Consider the following 16,834-nt stretch of genomic DNA (forward strand, 5'->3'; position numbering starts at 1 on the left):
TTCATGCCTTTTTGCAATATACAATTTTCTTGATGCTATCCACGGATAAACAGAATTGCTCTGCAAGCTGATCAATGGTCGCTCCCGCAGCAAAAAGCTGGCAGATTTCAACGTTCCGTTCCCGAATAACCCTTCGGCCACCCGAGTTCTCGCCCCACTTCTTGTGGGCATCCTTGGGCCTCGGAATATAGATCAGGCCTCCGGGGATATGACGCTGTATTTCTCGGAGCAATTCTTCAGGGAAGATGGTATCCGCATTAATATATTTCATGTTGCTCCACTCCTTAAAAGTTAAAATCTTTAAGGCAGCAGAGTCTTACGATGAACACATTGAATATGCACTACAACGGTATGGCGGAAATGAATTTCAGGCTCTATGCAAACAACCGCCGTTGTTCATCACATGGACTCTGCATAGAGCGGGTCGTGAAACTTCTTATGAATCGAATCATGGTAGCCCCCCATTCATATTCGTGCTGAAACTTCAACTATCTATACCATAATAAGGAATAATTATCTTAATGGCAAAATCTACACGTCAAATCGGTAATAAACCCCTGTTAATTCTTCCGAAACGCTCCATAGCTTGTTTGAAATGTCGGCATTATATAATTTTTCGATAACCTTGGCGGTCTTGGGATAGCCCTTAGTACCACCCATACCGCCAGGAGCAATATACTCTCCTCCCGTAATCGTTGGATCTGTTGCAGCGTACAAGGTAGGTAATGCCCCCATGTGAGCAGGTTGACTAATGATTTTCAGAAGACTCCGCATGAATATATTCGCCGGTTTCCCCGAACCGAAGGAGAACAGATTGGTATTCGAAATTCCTGGATGAGCCGCGATACTCATAGAATCCATATGGGCGGAATTAAACTTATTCTGCAGTTCTCTTGCAAACATCAGATTGGCCAGCTTGCTTTGACTGTAGAACTTCATGGGAGCATATCCTTTGGAGCCATCCAAATTATTAAAATCAATTGCGCCATTACCCGCTGCCAAACTGCTTAGAGTAACCACTCTCGATTGCGGAGTAGAAATCAATCGGGGCAATAGCAGGCCTGTAAGCGCGAAATGCCCTAGATGATTGCTACCAAACTGCAACTCAAAGCCATCCTTCGTCAACTGGAATGGAGGATTCATAATGCCTGCATTATTAACGAGAATGGACAAGGAATCGTATTGTTCAAGAAACGCGGCTGCGAACTTACGGATACTGGCTAAATCACTAAGGTCAAGGTGCATAACTATGACCTCTCCAGCTACATGTACAGACGACTTTATCTGGTTAGCTGCCTTTTCACCTTTTTCCACATTACGAACAGCAAGGATAACTTTCGCACCCTTTTCAGCTAACGCTAATGCCGTTTCATACCCCAACCCACCGTTCGAACCTGTCACAATCACTACTTTATTGGATACAGTCGGGATGATGTCTTTAGTCCACACTGTGCTCATATCTCTACACACCTCTCTTATCTTTTTCTTACTACCCAAATATCGAGCGTATATAGCTTTTTATCCCCTGCCATACTGACTTATGCTCCGTTCGAGTAACTCTCTAACCTGTTGTTTCAATTCAGGGGGCGAGATCACTTTCACTTCCGGGCCATAGGAGAGTAACTTTCGTGCTGTAAAAGAAAACTCCTCGGGCGGAACCATTCCACGCCACTCGTTGCCTTCAACCGACTTGAACATCACATCTGAAGCGGCCATCCTTGCTCCAAATTCCGTGAATTGCAGCACCGCTTCTACGCTTGCCCTGTCTTCTTTGGCATCTAGCCACGCCTTCAGGCTTGGAACAGATTCATCAACCGATTCCATCACAGCCAACTGCTGCATGCGATCCACCCGATACAACAACACGCGATCCTTATTTCGTGCTGGCATGTACCAATACCCCTGCCCATAGTAGATGCCATAGGGAAAGACCCGGACTTTTTTATGACCATTGCGGGCATGATACATAAACTGGATTTCTCTCTTTTCCACCGCTGCACCCAATATCTCGGTTGTTAAAGGTTCGGCATGCTCACCGGGATGCTGGACAAAGGTGATATGCTCTCTCATCCGCATAATGAGATCCTGTACATCCTGAGGCAAAGTGGAGAAATACTGTTCAGCCAGATGTTCACGCATGGAACCGTACGGAAAATCCGGGACTTGCTGAAGATACTCCAGCATCATAAATAGTCCTAATGCCTCCTGCTGTGTCAGTTGAAGAGGTGGCAATATCCGATTGGGCAACACCCGATATCCCCCGTTCACACCAACTTCGGTGTACAAAGGAAAACCCAGTGCCTGCAATGCATCCAGATCTCGCTGGATTGTACGTACAGATACGTCAAATCGTTCTGCCAGTTCCCGGGCTGTGAACTTCTGTCTGGAATCCATCAGGCGCATGATAGCCAGTTTCCGATTATTCATATATCCAACTTCCTAACTACGTCAATTTTTGTCATATTTAAAGTGTAACATACATTGTAGAAGGGAGCGATTACTATGAACAACAACAAAACCATTTTGTACATTGCGATGAGTTTGGATGGATATATCGCAAGACCGGACGGTTCGGTAGATTGGTTATTTGATGTGGAGGGTGATGGTGGAGACAACGGGTATGCGGCGTTTTATCAAACGATCGGTAGCGTTGTTATGGGACGTTATACGTATGAAGAGGTGCTCACACTTTCTGAAGATTTTCTCTATGCGGATCGCCCAACGTATGTGCTTTCCCGCTCGGAACAACCTCCCGCTCCGCATGTACAGTTTACAACCGAGACGGTAGATACGCTCATTCCCCGATTAAAGCAGGATTCTGACGGAGACGTATGGATTGTGGGTGGCGGAATACTGGTTGAAGCTGTGTTAGCCCAAAAGTTACTGGATGAGATTGAAGTCGCCATTATTCCCAAAGTTCTTGGTGATGGCATCCCTTTATTCCCGACAGGCACTGTGCCAAGTCAATTCAAAATGATCCGAACTCAGACGCTTGGACAGATCATCTCGATTCGTTATGAGGTACAGAACAGCGATGCAGTGGACACGCCCTCAAATGTCTAGATAAGAAGAAAAGAAAAAGACCATTCTTATGATGAAGGAACCCCATTAAGCGAGACACATCTAACCCTTGGGGTACAATTCATGAAAGAGTGGTCTTTTCATTCCCATGTTTCAAGCTATCCTAACATGCCTCGCACATATTCTGCTAATACCTCTGCCGTCCTACGATGAGATAACTCGCCTGGATGGGTGCGCGCGCCTACAGTCTCTTCGGTTGTATCGGGAAGCTGGATAATCGTAACCTTGCGATCTCCTGTCTTTTTCGTATACGCATTAACCGCACGGTAGATGGCAGGCATCATCGGGAAACCAAGCATGCCATAAGCCCATACGAGATGTGCCGCCGGATTGTTTTCCCGAAGCTTGAACAAGAACTGTTCTACCGCTTTCTCAAAAGCAGCCAGATCTTCTTCATGATACGTACCGTCTTCGTTTAGCCGCTGCTTGTACACCTTGCCGGTGTTAGGGTCTTTCCACTCAGGTGACTGAAACGCACCTCCATCATTGCTACCCAGGTTCACAACCACCACATCCGGCTGCCACGAACCAAAATCATGCGGATCTCCTGCGCCCAACGCTTCGTTACGTTCACCAGTAAGCAGGCCACAGACCTGATCGTAAACATCGGGGATGTTCCCCTTCGGATTGTTATCCCAACTTGTCAGCACACCCCAGCCACTTTGCGAGATGACCCGATATTCTGCATTCAATGCCTCTGCTGTCATATACGTATAGTTATGTATGGCACTAAACCACATCGGAATCCAATCTTCCTCCGCTTTAGCCCCAATCGCACCTTCGCCAGATGTAATGCTGTCACCGATAAATTCTATCTTGTATGGTTTTTCCTGCACAGGCAGGAACGCTCCATCGGATTTCACCGCATGAATCTGCAAGGAACACCCCGGATCACCACTCATCGCTTGAACATCTTTAACGATCCGAACATTCTTCACCACATTCGCGTTCATGCCCCGGAATACACAGACCCAGTACCTTCCCGCCGTTAACATCTGTCTGCTCACTGGAACACCGTTGATTACAATGCTGATCCATGATTCATACATGTCGTATTCGGACTCCACCTCAACCCATAGTTCGGAGCCCTGTACATTGAATTCAACCGCACTTCCCGTCCAAAATAACGTCAACGGCGACAACTCTCCGTTTGTTCTGCCATGTACCTTGAGATTTCCGATCTCAGGCAGAGCAGTTACCTTTACATTCTCATTAGATATCATCATGCAAACCTCCTACGTTTGACTTAGATTATAAGCAGGTTCTTGCTGTTATACCCTTCGAAATCTCCCTCAATAGCAAGCTTAACATGATCGTTCACGTATTTCTGCACAATCTCGCAGTTCTATAATAAGCAAGAATTATAGACTGTAATTTCTATGATACAATGGGGGTATTTCCTAACCAAACTAACTCTCGTGACATGCGAAGAAAAGAGGAGTCCATGGACACAAAGTGGCTGGAATGGGCCAAACATTCAAGCTATCTCACAAACAGGTTTAACCTATGCCAAGGATGTTTATGATATTGAGCGTTATGAGGAATTGAAACGTATTAGTATTGATATCTTAAGCAACTATACCTCTGTTAGCAAAGAGAAAATCTCACTTACATTTGCTAGTGATTCAGGTTACGCAACCCCTAAAGTCGATATACGCGGTGTTGTTTTCAGGGAAGGCAAAGTACTTTTGGTTCAAGAGAAAATAGATGGGGCCTGGGCATTACCCGGGGGATGGAGTGACATCGGCTTATCACCATCAGAAGTAGCTGTGAAAGAAATTAAGGAAGAAGCCGGTTTTGATGTTGTACCGATGCGGTTGTTAGCCGTATTGGACAAAAAATTCCACGGACACCCACCTGAGCCATATCACGTATATAAAATGTTTATCCGATGTGACATTATAGGAGGGCATGCGGAAACAGGGGTAGAAACCAGCGCAGTTGATTTTTTTGCTATCGACGCTTTACCTGAATTATCATTGGAACGAAATACGCTGGAACAAATTAAAATCATGTTTGAATTTCTTGAACAACCAGATAAAGAAGTAATTCTGGATTAAAATAATAACCCCTTCAGCTTCCCGACCTTAGTCCATCAATTCCTGATGTCTATAGTACATGGTCTGCCATAAGGGGTTATCACTTTGACTTTGATAGACTATAAAACCTTACCCAGAAACGCCTTGGTCCGCTCATGTTGGGTATTCTGAAAAAGCTCTACAGGCGTGCCTTCTTCTACAATATATCCGCCATCCATAAAGATCACTCGGTCCGCCACCTCGCGGGCGAAGCCCATCTCATGCGTAACAACAATCATCGTAATCCCCTCGTGAGCGAGGTCTTTCATCACTTGCAGTACTTCTCCAACCATCTCCGGGTCCAGTGCAGACGTAGGTTCATCGAACAACATCACACTTGGGTTCATGGCGAGTGCACGCGCGATGGCTACACGCTGTTGTTGTCCACCAGACAACTGCTCGGGGTAAGCATCCCTCTTCTGAGATAGTCCGACCTTGCTGAGCAGTTCCATTGATTTTTTCTCATTCTCGGCCTTATTCAGTTTCTTGATATGCTTCGGCGCGAGCATGATATTCTCCAGTACGGTCAGATGTGGGAAGAGGTTGAACTGTTGAAACACCATGCCCACATTGGTTCGCAACTGATCGATATCCGTCTTGGGTGAAGTGACCTCGACACCGCCGATTGTCACTTTGCCAGACGTCACACCCTCCAGCAGATTGAGACAGCGTAAGAACGTACTTTTACCAGACCCGGAAGGCCCGATGACACATACGACTTCTTTCTCCTGAATCGTTGTCGAGATATCCTTCAATACCTCATTGGCACCAAACTGCTTTTTCAGATTCTCTACGGTGATCATCGGATTGCATACCTCCTCTCAATGAACCGGGAAGCCCGGGACAATAACACAATAATGATCAGATAGAATATGCCTACCACACCCCAAATTTCGAATGCCCGGAAGTTGGAGGAAATAATAATCTCCCCGCTCTGCGTTAATTCTGCGATACCGATCGCCGACAACAGCGATGTATCCTTAATCGTAATAATGAACTGGTTCACAAAGGTAGGAATCATGCGCCGGGTTGCTTGAGGCAACACGACCAGTCGCATCGTCTGAAAACGAGTTAAACCCAGGGATCGCGCTGCTTCATGCTGCCCATTGCTAATCGAATTGATCCCCGCTCGGAAAATCTCCGAGATGTACGCTCCGGCATTCAGACTAATCGCAATAATACCCGCGGTCATCGCCGGAATGCGCATATCCAGGAACACCGGCAGCCCGAAGTAGATGAAATATACTTGCACCAGAAGGGGTGTACCACGGATGATATCCACGTAAAGTGTAGCTACCAGCCGCAACAATCTATTCAAGGAAGTACTCATCAGACCTGAGATCAATCCAATTACCATCGCAATGATGAGCGAGATCACGACCAGTTTCAACGTAACAACTGTACCCTCTAACAGAAGAGGTAGAGCGTCTATGATGACTTGCAAGGAGGAGTCCATCCGTACCACATTCCCTTCTATTTAGCCGCTGTTCCTAGGTACTTGCCAACAATCTCGTCGTACTTTCCGTTTTCCTGCAATTTCTTCAATCCGTCATTAATCTTCTTCTGCAACTCTGTGTCACCTTTGGCAACAGCAATGCCGTAAAAGTCACCGTTCAATCGATCTCCAACGATTTTGAGCTTGGCGTTCGGGTCAATGGCAATCTTATAGGAGATGACCGGGAAATCCTCCAGCGTAGCATCTGCGTTTTTGTTCGCGACCTCCTGATACATCGATGGGCTGTCATCAAAATATTTCACGGTTGCCCCATAGGTTTTTGCATATTGATCTGCAAGATTGGCACCTGAGGTTCCTTTTTTAATTGCAATCGTTTTTCCTTTTAAACCCTCAGGACTTTGGATGTCCGCGTTATCTTCATGTACGATTAAGGACAGACCGGCCTGATAATACGGGTCCGAGAAGTCCACCACTTTTTTACGTTCGTCGGTAATGCTAATGCCTGCAATGGCTCCGTCCAGTTGATTCGCCGTAATGGCTGGAATAATGCCTTTGAAGTCCATCGGTTTGATCTCAACCTCAAAGCCCTCTTCTTCCGCAATCGCGTTCATGAGGTCAATATCGATTCCTACATATTTGCCGTCCTTCTGGAACTCAAAAGGGGGATACGTTGCATCGGTTCCAAATGTGTATTTCTCAACAGCTGAACCACTTGCCGACTGGGCACTATTCTCTTCACCCGATTTCGCTGCACCGCAGGCACTAAGTGTTAGAGCAAGAACGGACGCCATTACAATGGATGCTACCTTTTTCATAGAAAAACCCCTTTTCCGAATTAGATTGGGATCGACCGAATCGACCATTTGTATTTATGTACGTATTGTAATTTGCTCCCTACGCGAACTTACATGATCCTACATAAAATAATTACAACTTATGAAAATTAAATTAACATAAAGTGTTTTTTTGATAGTTAAACGCAAAAAAGTGCTAATAAAAGATCTTATTTCAGCATTTTATGTAAGGTTATATAACAATAACGAGCGTTAAAAATACAAAAAACCGAACATCCGTGAAGTGTTACCTCCGGGATTTCGGCTTTTGGATATGAGATATCATATCTCAGTTATTCAGTTATTCATCTTTTCAATCGTCTCCATATAGAACACATGCAGGAACTTTTTGATATTCACCTTGCCTTTGTCGGCTGCCTGATCTTCTTCCATGGCTCTCATCTTCACTCGAACATCCTGAAAGTCAAAGTAGAGGGGCGCATAATGCTCAAACTTGTGGTTGCTATAGTCGGTGAGTCCAATCGAGGCCATGTTCGTTAACGCGGCAATCACCGTTCTGCGAATACGTTGTTCCATCGCCTTACTCTCTTTCTCCACATCTTTGGGCGTAGACTTGTACGTCTGGGCCACTGCTTCGTATGACTCCTTCAGCGGCGGCCACTCCCCGGCACGCTTCTGATCAATTGCATATTCCATAAGGGCCACTATATCCTTGCTGCCACTTTCTCCGATGATCCCCAGATCCATCAGAATGCTCCTAGCCGCATCTCGCACCGAACGACCTTGGGCAGGGGCTGGCACCTCCACCAGATTTAATCGGGCCATTGACTGCTTGATCTCCAGCACGTAGCGTTCATACTTCCACTGTTCATTCACTTTGCTGAGCACATGCTCCACTTCTACCCGATTAATCGGTTTATGAATGAAGAATTCAATTCCGTTCTGGTAGGCAGCACCTACCATCTCCTTGTTCTCCACCTGAGAGATCATAATGAATTTGCCGGTATACCCGCTGTGCTTCAGTTTCGCAACCGTCTCAATTCCGTCCTGATCCGGCATCAACAGATCAATCAGCACCACATCGGGACGCAGATCCATGATCATCCGCGCTCCTTCTATGCCGCCCTCTGCCATACCTGCAAGCTCGCCGATTCCACAGGATTCAATGATATCATGCAGCATGCTTCGGCTGACCACATCATCATCCACGATCATGATAGAAAGTGTCATCGACATCGCCCCCCTTGATTAGATTCATTTTGGGAATAGCTATAGCAAATGTAGTCCCTTTCCCTTCCGGAAGTCCCGAGTCTACCTTAATGTATCCCTCCAATGACTGAACGATATCACGTACATGAGACAGACCAATGCCTGTTGCGGCAATGCCGACTTCATTGAACTTCGTTGTATAGCCCGGTTCAAAGATCACATCCCGTTTGGCTTCAGGTACGCCTTTTCCAGTATCCATCACGACCAAATGCACGTCATCTCCCTGCTCATACACATGAATTCGGACCTTCCCATCGTACTCAATCGCCTCTACCGCATTGGCAATCAGGTTGTTCATGACCGTTAGAAGAGGAATGTAATACGGAGACTCACAATCATACTGTTGCTCGATGTCGATCTCCACCTGCTTATGCAGCATCTCACTATATTTTCGGTTTGCTTTGCTGGCAAAGTTCAGCACTTCGGACAAGCTCATGTTGACCGCTTTTTCGTTATCATACAATTTCAGCAGACCCGCAAGAATGCGTTGTGAGTCCTTCTTCACTTCATGAATCTGCTGAGCAATGCCCAGCGTACGCTGACTGTATTGGTTCATCTCCTGCTCTCGAAGATCTCGATATAGATCATAGCTGTCTGCCGTAATGCCTTCGATCGTATTCATTGCTTTTTTCAAGTAAAATACCTCGCCATACAGACCTGAGTTTACACTCAGCATCTGCTCCATCCGTTTCTCCTGCTCTGCATGCAAAAGCCGCATCTGTCTCACCGCAAAGCTGTTGTAGAGCCCAATTATAAAATAACTTCGCAGACCGCCCACCACAAGCAGATACAACCATTCCTTCATATAAAAGATATTGGTCCCACTTAACATGCCGCGAAGCAGCAGCTCAACAAGGTTAGAGGAAAAGTCGATACAGGTAATCAGGCCGCCGAGCAGAAGAGGCTGCATTTCATGGAATCGATGCCTGAGCTTGCTAAGACCATAGGCAAAGACCACATAATACACGCCTGCCCCCAGATTGTCCCGCATGCTTTCCAGAATGGATACGGTCTGTACATGATTGATGAGATCTGCCGACTGAAACAGGAAACTTGCCATACCTGTCAGGATTCCTGTCTTCACATAAGACAAATGTGGCATAATCATCAGCAGAAATAAAAGGATGCTAACCCCCAGGCCGATTCGGAAGTAATCTTCCCGGAACGGATTTATCTTGAATTGCGCCCCTACCGCTGTGGCAAAGGCAATGGCCGTCATCTGCACATTCTCGTTTTTGACCCAATTGCGCATCGATCTCTTCACCCACTATAACAACGTTTAGCGCCCAATGCCGGATTCCGCGCTTCTAATGTTAAATATACTAACATATGAATGATGCATTAGAAATAATTAAAATTAGGGAATGAATAAGAGCGCAACACAAAAAGGCCGGAAGTTTTCACTTCTACGGCCTTTTCCTTATACTTCGTCCGGAATATCAAAGGATACCATCGTCCCCTCACCCGGCTCACTCACGATCGATAATCCCTGACCATACCGTTGCAACAATCTGCGGTTCGTATTCACAATGCCTATTCCGCCTTTTCCACCTGGCGTAGCATGTAGCAGCTCTGCAACCTTCTCCGGTTCCATGCCTTTGCCATTATCCTTCACCTCAATACGGGTATAACCCTCATGGCGAGTAATGGATAGGCATACTGTCCCACCCACATTTCGGCTTAATAACCCGTGTCTTACGGCATTTTCAATCAAGGGCTGAATCGACAGCGGCGGGAGAAGTAGAGGAAGATCCGGCTCTACGTTTAGTACCACCGACAATCGATCTTCAAATCGCGTTTTCTCAATAAAAAGATAGGCTTCCACGAGTTCCAGCTCGTATGATAATTTCACCAGTTCCCCTGTATTGAGATAGTTGAAGCTAATTCGTAAATAGGATGAAAAAGCTTCACCAAGCTTCCGCATATGCTCTGTATCAATATCACTTAGGACCATAAGTGAATTCAGCGTATTGAACAGGAAATGCGGCTGGATCTGAGCCTGCAAATAAGCAGCCTCCATGCGTAAGCGCTCCTGGATGGACTGATTTAGCATGGTCAATGCACGTATCCGATATTTTAGCTCCAGCGCATCTACAGGCTTCGTGACATAATCATTGGCTCCCGATGCAAAACCGGTATATATATCCGGTGGCTGGCTTCGTGCAGTTAACAACAACACCGGAAGCTCTGACATGGAGAATTGTTCCCGCACCTTCTGGGTTAATTCATATCCGGACATATGGGGCATCATCACATCCGTTATGAGCAGATCCCACTGGCGTGTGCCCAGCAGTTCCATCGCTTCCTGGCCCGACCGGGCTGTAGTTATCGTGTAGGGTTCATTTGAAAGAATGCTGACCAGCACATCCAGATTCACCGGATCATCATCTACAGCCAGAATGGTGGCTTTCCCCTCTTTTAACAACGGAGCCATTTCTGCTGTCGCCATGACTTCTTCGTCCCCCATACCTGAGCGGGGTAACAGGAATCCGCTAGGTGCATCTTGCATCATCTCCGCGGCCTGTTCCCATATCGGAGGAAGCTGTGACTGAGTCTGATGGGTGGTTTCATTCGCGAGCGACAGGTCAAAGCTGAATATCGAACCCTTTCCGAGTTCCGAGTGAACCGTTAGTGCCCCGCCGTGCAATTCAACGAGCTCTTTACAAATGTTCAGTCCAAGCCCGATGCCTTGTCCATCGCTTATTCCATATGACCCTTGTTCATACGGAAGGAAAATGCGCATCCTCGTGTCCTCATCCATGCCAATGCCGGTATCCGTCACATGAATCAGAGCCTGTCCTTCACGAATTTCGGCACTCACGGATATCGTTCCTTCCTCGGTATGTTTAAGCGCGTTATGCAGCAGATTATACAAAATCTGAACGAGCCTTTCTTCATCAGCCATGACCGGCGGGAACGATTCCGGAATCTTCATATGAAGGTGGACCGGTTTGCGTTCTGCCATGAATTGAAGCATGGCGATAATACCTGGCACAACCGACTGTATGGAAAGAGGAGCCTGACGTAATACAATACGATGTTCCTTCAGCCGGACTACATCCAGTAGATCACCGAGGAGATGGGACATCCGCCGACCGATCGTAATCAGCAGTTCCATATCCTCCAGGCTCCGTCCATCCAACTTGTCCTTCTCTCGGGTGACTACATTGTGAGCGATGTTAATGATCCCGTGCAGCGGAGTCCTCAGTTCATGTGAGGTATTCGCCAAGAACTGATCTTTAATTTTGTCACCCTTCTGCAGTTCTGTATTCAGCTTGATGTTCTCCTTGGCATTTCTGAAGTATTTCTTGAACCAATAGGCGGAGAAGCCGGTAATGGCAAAGATGATGTCAATGGGATAATAGACTGTTGTCACATCTTTCGATGTCTCACTTGTACTCCACAACATATTGGATATGATGCCTCCGGCTGTCAGGAGTAGAAAGACCATATCCCGATCAGCCTGTTTCCTAAAGAGCATGACACCTACAATGTACAGGAACCAGAGAGAAGAGACGAGAAAGAATAAGTCGATAAAAGCGTAATGAACCATGGCATAGACAACGTGAATGGGCACAGCCAAAATAACAGCAATATAAGCCAATGTCGTGACAATGCCTAATTGAAGGATCTTTGTTGAGATATGTACCATGGTCAATCTCTGGAACAACAGCAGAATACAGGCATTTTGCAGCAGCAGACCAATCAGACGAAGCTTGATCCCCCACGTATAGTTAATAGGGAGCCATAACATCAGAATGTTATCATGACCAGCCATAACCACGATGCCCACAGCTAAGGTTAATATAGCTGCAACAAGTAAGGCCCGCTCCTGGGGGTTGAACACAAACAGAATACAGGCATACATGCCATGAAGGAGTAAAACGAGAAAAATGGCCAGTTGAAAACCGATGGAATACCAACGTGCGTAATCAACCGCCGCCTGGGAACCGAAGCGAACGGGTTTACCGATCCCTCCTATGTACGGGCTATCATAATTGGCTACACGAATGAGTAATTCGATCTCGGTGGTTCCATCATGTTCATAGGTCGCCGTATACGAGTTACTTCTCGGTACATATGTATCTGCATCCTCCGATATCCTCCCCATTCCACCTGTGATATCCCCATTGAGTTCAATCTCGGATGAACTTCGAATGTTTTTGAACCAGAAGGCCACAGGTGTTTGGAGGGGATCCGTCAAAATGCGTAATCGGTATGTGGCATAGCCAATTGCACTCTCCAGATCCCGATTCTTCTCGACATTTTCCCAATTGCCCGGAACTTGGACTACACCTGCCGCAGCTCCTCCCCTACCTGAAATATCCTTACTGGTCAGTAATTCATTCGAATATAGTTCCCATTCTCCATTCAGATACATGATCGGCGTTCGCTCCAGATCAACACCTCGTAAGTCAAGTACACCATTCACAGCGTGATGCTCATCCAACGCAGGGAAGAACTGCGACCAGACCCAACGCATGCCAACCAATGCCACTAACATAATCGACAGGATCAGAACATATTTGAAACGGCTTGCGGACTTTGGTTGTCGTAACCTCATTGGATACGCTGTCCTGACTTGATCAGTCCCAGCTTCCAGTCCCTGTACCATTCGCGGACCTCTTCACTAATCGGTATCTCCAAATCTTGCTCCATTCTGGTAGTTAAGAGACGATACTGCTCCTCCACACCGAGATCGTTGTGCATTTCATCATATAACTTCATTAGAATAAAATAACTTTCTTCTTCATCCGGAAGCATATGCTGGATACGTCGTGTACTCTCAATCACTTTATCCGTCAGTCCATGCTGCTGGTAATACAGACTTAGTTGTCTCATATGATACAGCCACAGATAGCGTAATCTTTCCCGCTCAGGTTCAGCCCACATGTATTCATAATTACCAAGATAGGTACCCTTATATAGATGAAGCGCTTGCTCATAGGCATGAACGGTACTTGCGTCTACGGCCTTCCATTGCCTGATTTCCCGTTCCCACTGCTCACTATCCAACTGAGCCTCACCCAATTCAAGTCGATAACCTGCCTCCAGGTGTCCACTTTGAATCTTAATCATATCCATATTGCAAGTTTTCAGGGTTTGGCGGACATGATACATCGTAGTGTAGAGTTGGTGTGCCGTCTTCTCCTCTTCCATTCCCGGCCACAGAAGCTCCAGCAGAACACTGCGATGAATAACCTGGTTCCGATGGTGAAGCAGGTATGCAAACAGCTCCTGCGCCTTGCTTGTGCGCCATTTGGCAACCTGAATATCCTTGCCCGGAAGCTTAAACTGAATCTGATTAAAACAGCAAATCAAAGGTACGTTTGTATCCTTTGAACGTTGCTCGCGTTTTACACTCAGTTTCTCTCTTACACGACTCACCGTCTGCTTCAATCGATCTTTTTGGATAGGCTTCATGACATAGTCCAAGGCCTGAAGTTCGAAAGCATGTACCGCATATTGATCGTAACTGGTTACAAATATAATCTCGGTGCCGGATGATACCGCCTGAATCTGTCTACCCAGATCCATCCCATCCATCTCTGGCATATGGATATCCAGAAATACAACATCAGGTCTGTGCTCCACAATGCCTGCGATAGCCTCTGTTGGATTCATATATGTAGCAATAATTTCGATGTCGCTTACTTCTTTTTCTAGTGATTTTTGAAGGCCTATCAACGCTAGACGTTCGTCGTCAACCAATATCACTTTCACAGGAGCTTCCTCCTCGACCCTGAGGTCTTGAGATTTATTTTCACTATTATATCATAGGCATTTTAAGTATTATGGTTCTCATTTCCCAATTTCAATTTCTAGCAATTTAATTGTATAATATTAAATAGAAGACAGGTTAACAATCCGGTCTGGAAGAAAGGAAGGTTTCATATGTCAGATGCGAATCAAAGCTTCGGGCAAGCCCTTGTTAAATCATTAGTGGGGGAACGCGGTCATATCCGCATCGCCCATGCTCTACCCGATATCGATGTCACACTTGCTGCTCGTACGCACGAGGCCATGCCTTATACGATCTATCAGTTGGTGAAACATATGCATTATTGGCAGCAATTCATGCTCGAACACTTGGAAGGACGCAAGCCACAGCCCCCTGCTAAAGCGAGTGAGAGCTGGCCTGAGGAGAAAGGCCCTCAGGACGAAGCAACCTGGAAGGCAGATATTCAGGCATTCCTGGCTGGGGTTGATCAAGCGGTAACCATTGCAGAAACAGCACAATTAGATGAGCCACTACTTTATTTCCCGGGGGAAACCAAAGCAGGACTTCTGCGCAATATCGCCTCCCATAACTCGTACCATCTAGGGGAGATTGTTCTGCTACGTCGCTTCTACGGTGCGTGGCCGCCTCCAGGTGGCGGATATCCGGCGTAAACCATATTTACATCATATCTAGTGAACGAATATACAGACACATCTAAGCTGTGAAAGGAGCGATTGTTCCTTTTACAGCTTCTTGTCGTTAGAGGCAAGTTACAAGTAACACCCATTGAACGTACAGGTTACAACGCTCGTATCCTGCTCCAGGCTCATATATTACTTCAAAGTACGTATATGACTTTGAGGTGCGTACTTCTCACCCTTCTTTTTCTGGCCCACAATATGAACAGAAGAAGAGAGGAGCATGTCCATTGCAAACCGAACCATCTGTTATCCGCTACACTGCCCTTGTTATCGGTGCTGGAGGCGTCATTGGAAGAAACCTTATTGATTATCTGATGACACTTCCCGAGTGGAATGTCATTGGTGTATCTCGCCGCGGAGGGGAAGATGCCCCCAGATTACGTTATATATCAGCTGATTTACTGAATGAAGCAGACACACAAGACAAACTAAGTCATTTAACGACCGTTACGCATATTTTCTACGCCGCGTATCAGGATCGCCCAACCTGGGCCGAATTGGTACAGCCCAACTTGGCCATGCTCGTTAATGTGGTGAATACGATTGAACCGATCGCTCCAAATCTCCAACATATTAGCCTAATGCAAGGTTATAAAGTATACGGTGCGCATCTGGGCCCATTCAAAACACCTGCCAAAGAAACGGATGCACATCATATGCCCCCCGAATTCAACGTCAATCAGCAGCAGTTTCTCGAGGAACGGCAACCCGGAAACAGCTGGACCTGGTCAGCCCTTCGCCCGTCTGTGGTGTGTGGATTTGCCCTGGGTAATCCAATGAATCTTGCCATGGTTATTGGCGTATATGCGGCTATCTCCAAGGAACTTGGCTTACCACTTCGATTCCCTGGAAAACCAGGAGCGTATCATTCGCTGCTTGAAATGACGGATGCCACATTGCTCGCTCATGCAACCGTATGGGCAGCAACCGATCCGCGATGTGCCAATCAGGCATTTAATATCACCAATGGCGATCTGTTTCGCTGGAATGAGCTTTGGCCCCGAATCGCTGCTTTTTTTGAAATGGAAACCGCACCTCCACTCCCCCTCTCACTTGCAACTGTGATGGCAGATAAAGAAGATCTATGGAAGTCCATGATTGAAAAGTATGGTTTGGTGAACACCCTTTATGATGATGTCTCTTCCTGGGCATTTGGTGACTTTGTCTTCTCGTGGGATTACGATTTCTTCGCAGATGGTTCCAAGGCTCGCCGCTTCGGATTTCATGATTTCATTGACACTGAGGCTATGTTTATGGATATTTTTAGAAATCTACGTGATCGCAATATCCTTCCGTAACGTAAATAAAATGCAAAATAAGCCGATTCCTGAATTCCAGAATCGGCTCATAGCAGTCCCTCAACGGTCCGTAGTCGTTGGTGGCTTAAACAGAATTTTTCCTCGATCACCATAAACATTCTCCACGTGTATATCGCCCCACCTACACATCAGATGAAGAATCTCTTTAAGAGTCCACCCATATGCTGTTAACTCATACTCCACTTTAGGCGGGACCTGGTGATGAGAAATTCGGACAATGACCCCCGCCTCCGTTAATTCACCAAGTTGCTGAGTCAATACTTTCTGGGTGATCGAAGGGATCAGTTTCATCAGTTCACCATTACGTTTCTTGCCAAAGGTAAGATGGAATAGAATAACGGGCTTCCACTTTCCCCCGATCACTTCAAGAAAAGCTTCAACTGCAGTGTTATATACTTTGAGCGGTTCCTCCAT

Annotated in this window: 15 protein-coding genes and 1 pseudogene; 4 read left to right on the forward strand and 12 right to left on the reverse strand. The window is 46.3% G+C overall.

Annotated features, from left to right (window positions below; genetic code table 11):
• Window position 1: 1 nt before the first annotated feature.
• The 3 genes from MKX40_RS30110 to MKX40_RS30120 form a co-directional block, all read right to left on the reverse strand.
• Window positions 2-271, reverse strand: coding sequence for a CD3324 family protein (locus tag MKX40_RS30110; RefSeq protein ID WP_339238787.1), 270 nt, complete (start codon window positions 269-271; stop codon window positions 2-4).
• 260 nt (window positions 272-531) lie between these two features.
• Window positions 532-1,458, reverse strand: coding sequence for an oxidoreductase (locus MKX40_RS30115; protein ID WP_339238788.1), 927 nt, complete (start codon window positions 1,456-1,458; stop codon window positions 532-534).
• Window positions 1,459-1,518: 60 nt separating this feature from the next.
• Window positions 1,519-2,427: a YafY family protein gene (locus MKX40_RS30120; RefSeq protein ID WP_339238789.1), complete on the reverse strand. Its 909-nt coding sequence runs from the start codon at window positions 2,425-2,427 to the stop codon at window positions 1,519-1,521.
• Window positions 2,428-2,502: 75 nt separating this feature from the next.
• On the opposite strand from MKX40_RS30120, the gene MKX40_RS30125 reads away from it, so the two are divergent.
• Entirely contained in the window at window positions 2,503-3,063 is a 561-nt protein-coding gene (locus tag MKX40_RS30125) for a dihydrofolate reductase family protein (RefSeq protein ID WP_339238790.1), read from the forward strand.
• Between the two features lie 116 nt (window positions 3,064-3,179).
• Here the strand turns inward: MKX40_RS30125 and MKX40_RS30130 are convergent, their stop codons facing one another.
• On the reverse strand, window positions 3,180-4,304 hold the full coding sequence (locus MKX40_RS30130) for a GDSL-type esterase/lipase family protein (RefSeq protein WP_339243253.1): 1,125 nt from the start codon (window positions 4,302-4,304) through the stop codon (window positions 3,180-3,182).
• 221 nt (window positions 4,305-4,525) lie between these two features.
• On the opposite strand from MKX40_RS30130, the pseudogene MKX40_RS30135 reads away from it, so the two are divergent.
• A pseudogene (locus tag MKX40_RS30135) lies at window positions 4,526-5,141 on the forward strand (NUDIX hydrolase).
• A 98-nt stretch (window positions 5,142-5,239) separates the two neighbouring features.
• Here the strand turns inward: MKX40_RS30135 and MKX40_RS30140 are convergent.
• The 7 genes from MKX40_RS30140 to MKX40_RS30170 form a co-directional block, all read right to left on the reverse strand.
• A complete protein-coding gene (locus tag MKX40_RS30140; RefSeq protein WP_339238791.1) occupies window positions 5,240-5,962 on the reverse strand; it encodes an amino acid ABC transporter ATP-binding protein in 723 nt (240 codons plus the stop codon).
• Complete coding sequence (locus MKX40_RS30145) at window positions 5,959-6,615, reverse strand: amino acid ABC transporter permease (protein WP_074092820.1); 657 nt, start codon at window positions 6,613-6,615, stop codon at window positions 5,959-5,961. The genes MKX40_RS30140 and MKX40_RS30145 overlap by 4 nt, the downstream gene beginning before the upstream one ends.
• Before the next feature lie 17 nt (window positions 6,616-6,632).
• Window positions 6,633-7,430, reverse strand: a complete 798-nt coding sequence (locus tag MKX40_RS30150; protein ID WP_339238792.1) for a transporter substrate-binding domain-containing protein — start codon at window positions 7,428-7,430, stop codon at window positions 6,633-6,635.
• A 315-nt stretch (window positions 7,431-7,745) separates the two neighbouring features.
• Entirely contained in the window at window positions 7,746-8,639 is an 894-nt protein-coding gene (locus tag MKX40_RS30155) for a response regulator (protein WP_339238793.1), read from the reverse strand.
• Entirely contained in the window at window positions 8,611-9,930 is a 1,320-nt protein-coding gene (locus tag MKX40_RS30160) for an ATP-binding protein (protein ID WP_339238794.1), read from the reverse strand. The genes MKX40_RS30155 and MKX40_RS30160 overlap by 29 nt, the downstream gene beginning before the upstream one ends.
• 168 nt (window positions 9,931-10,098) lie before the next feature.
• Window positions 10,099-13,242, reverse strand: a complete 3,144-nt coding sequence (locus MKX40_RS30165) for an ATP-binding protein (protein ID WP_339238795.1) — start codon at window positions 13,240-13,242, stop codon at window positions 10,099-10,101.
• On the reverse strand, window positions 13,239-14,402 hold the full coding sequence (locus MKX40_RS30170) for a response regulator (RefSeq protein WP_339238796.1): 1,164 nt from the start codon (window positions 14,400-14,402) through the stop codon (window positions 13,239-13,241). The genes MKX40_RS30165 and MKX40_RS30170 overlap by 4 nt, the downstream gene beginning before the upstream one ends.
• A 171-nt stretch (window positions 14,403-14,573) precedes the next feature.
• Between MKX40_RS30170 and MKX40_RS30175 the strand changes: the two genes are divergently transcribed.
• Window positions 14,574-15,071 (forward strand): DinB family protein, encoded by a 498-nt coding sequence (locus MKX40_RS30175; protein WP_339238797.1) that lies wholly within the window; start codon window positions 14,574-14,576, stop codon window positions 15,069-15,071.
• Between the two features lie 257 nt (window positions 15,072-15,328).
• Window positions 15,329-16,399, forward strand: a complete 1,071-nt coding sequence (locus tag MKX40_RS30180; protein WP_339238798.1) for an SDR family oxidoreductase — start codon at window positions 15,329-15,331, stop codon at window positions 16,397-16,399.
• A 60-nt stretch (window positions 16,400-16,459) separates the two neighbouring features.
• On the opposite strand, the gene MKX40_RS30185 is transcribed toward MKX40_RS30180, so the two are convergent.
• Window positions 16,460-16,834: a helix-turn-helix domain-containing protein gene (locus tag MKX40_RS30185; protein ID WP_339238799.1), complete on the reverse strand. Its 375-nt coding sequence runs from the start codon at window positions 16,832-16,834 to the stop codon at window positions 16,460-16,462.

Source organism: Paenibacillus sp. FSL R5-0517 (assembly GCF_037974355.1).
GTDB lineage: Bacteria > Bacillota > Bacilli > Paenibacillales > Paenibacillaceae > Paenibacillus.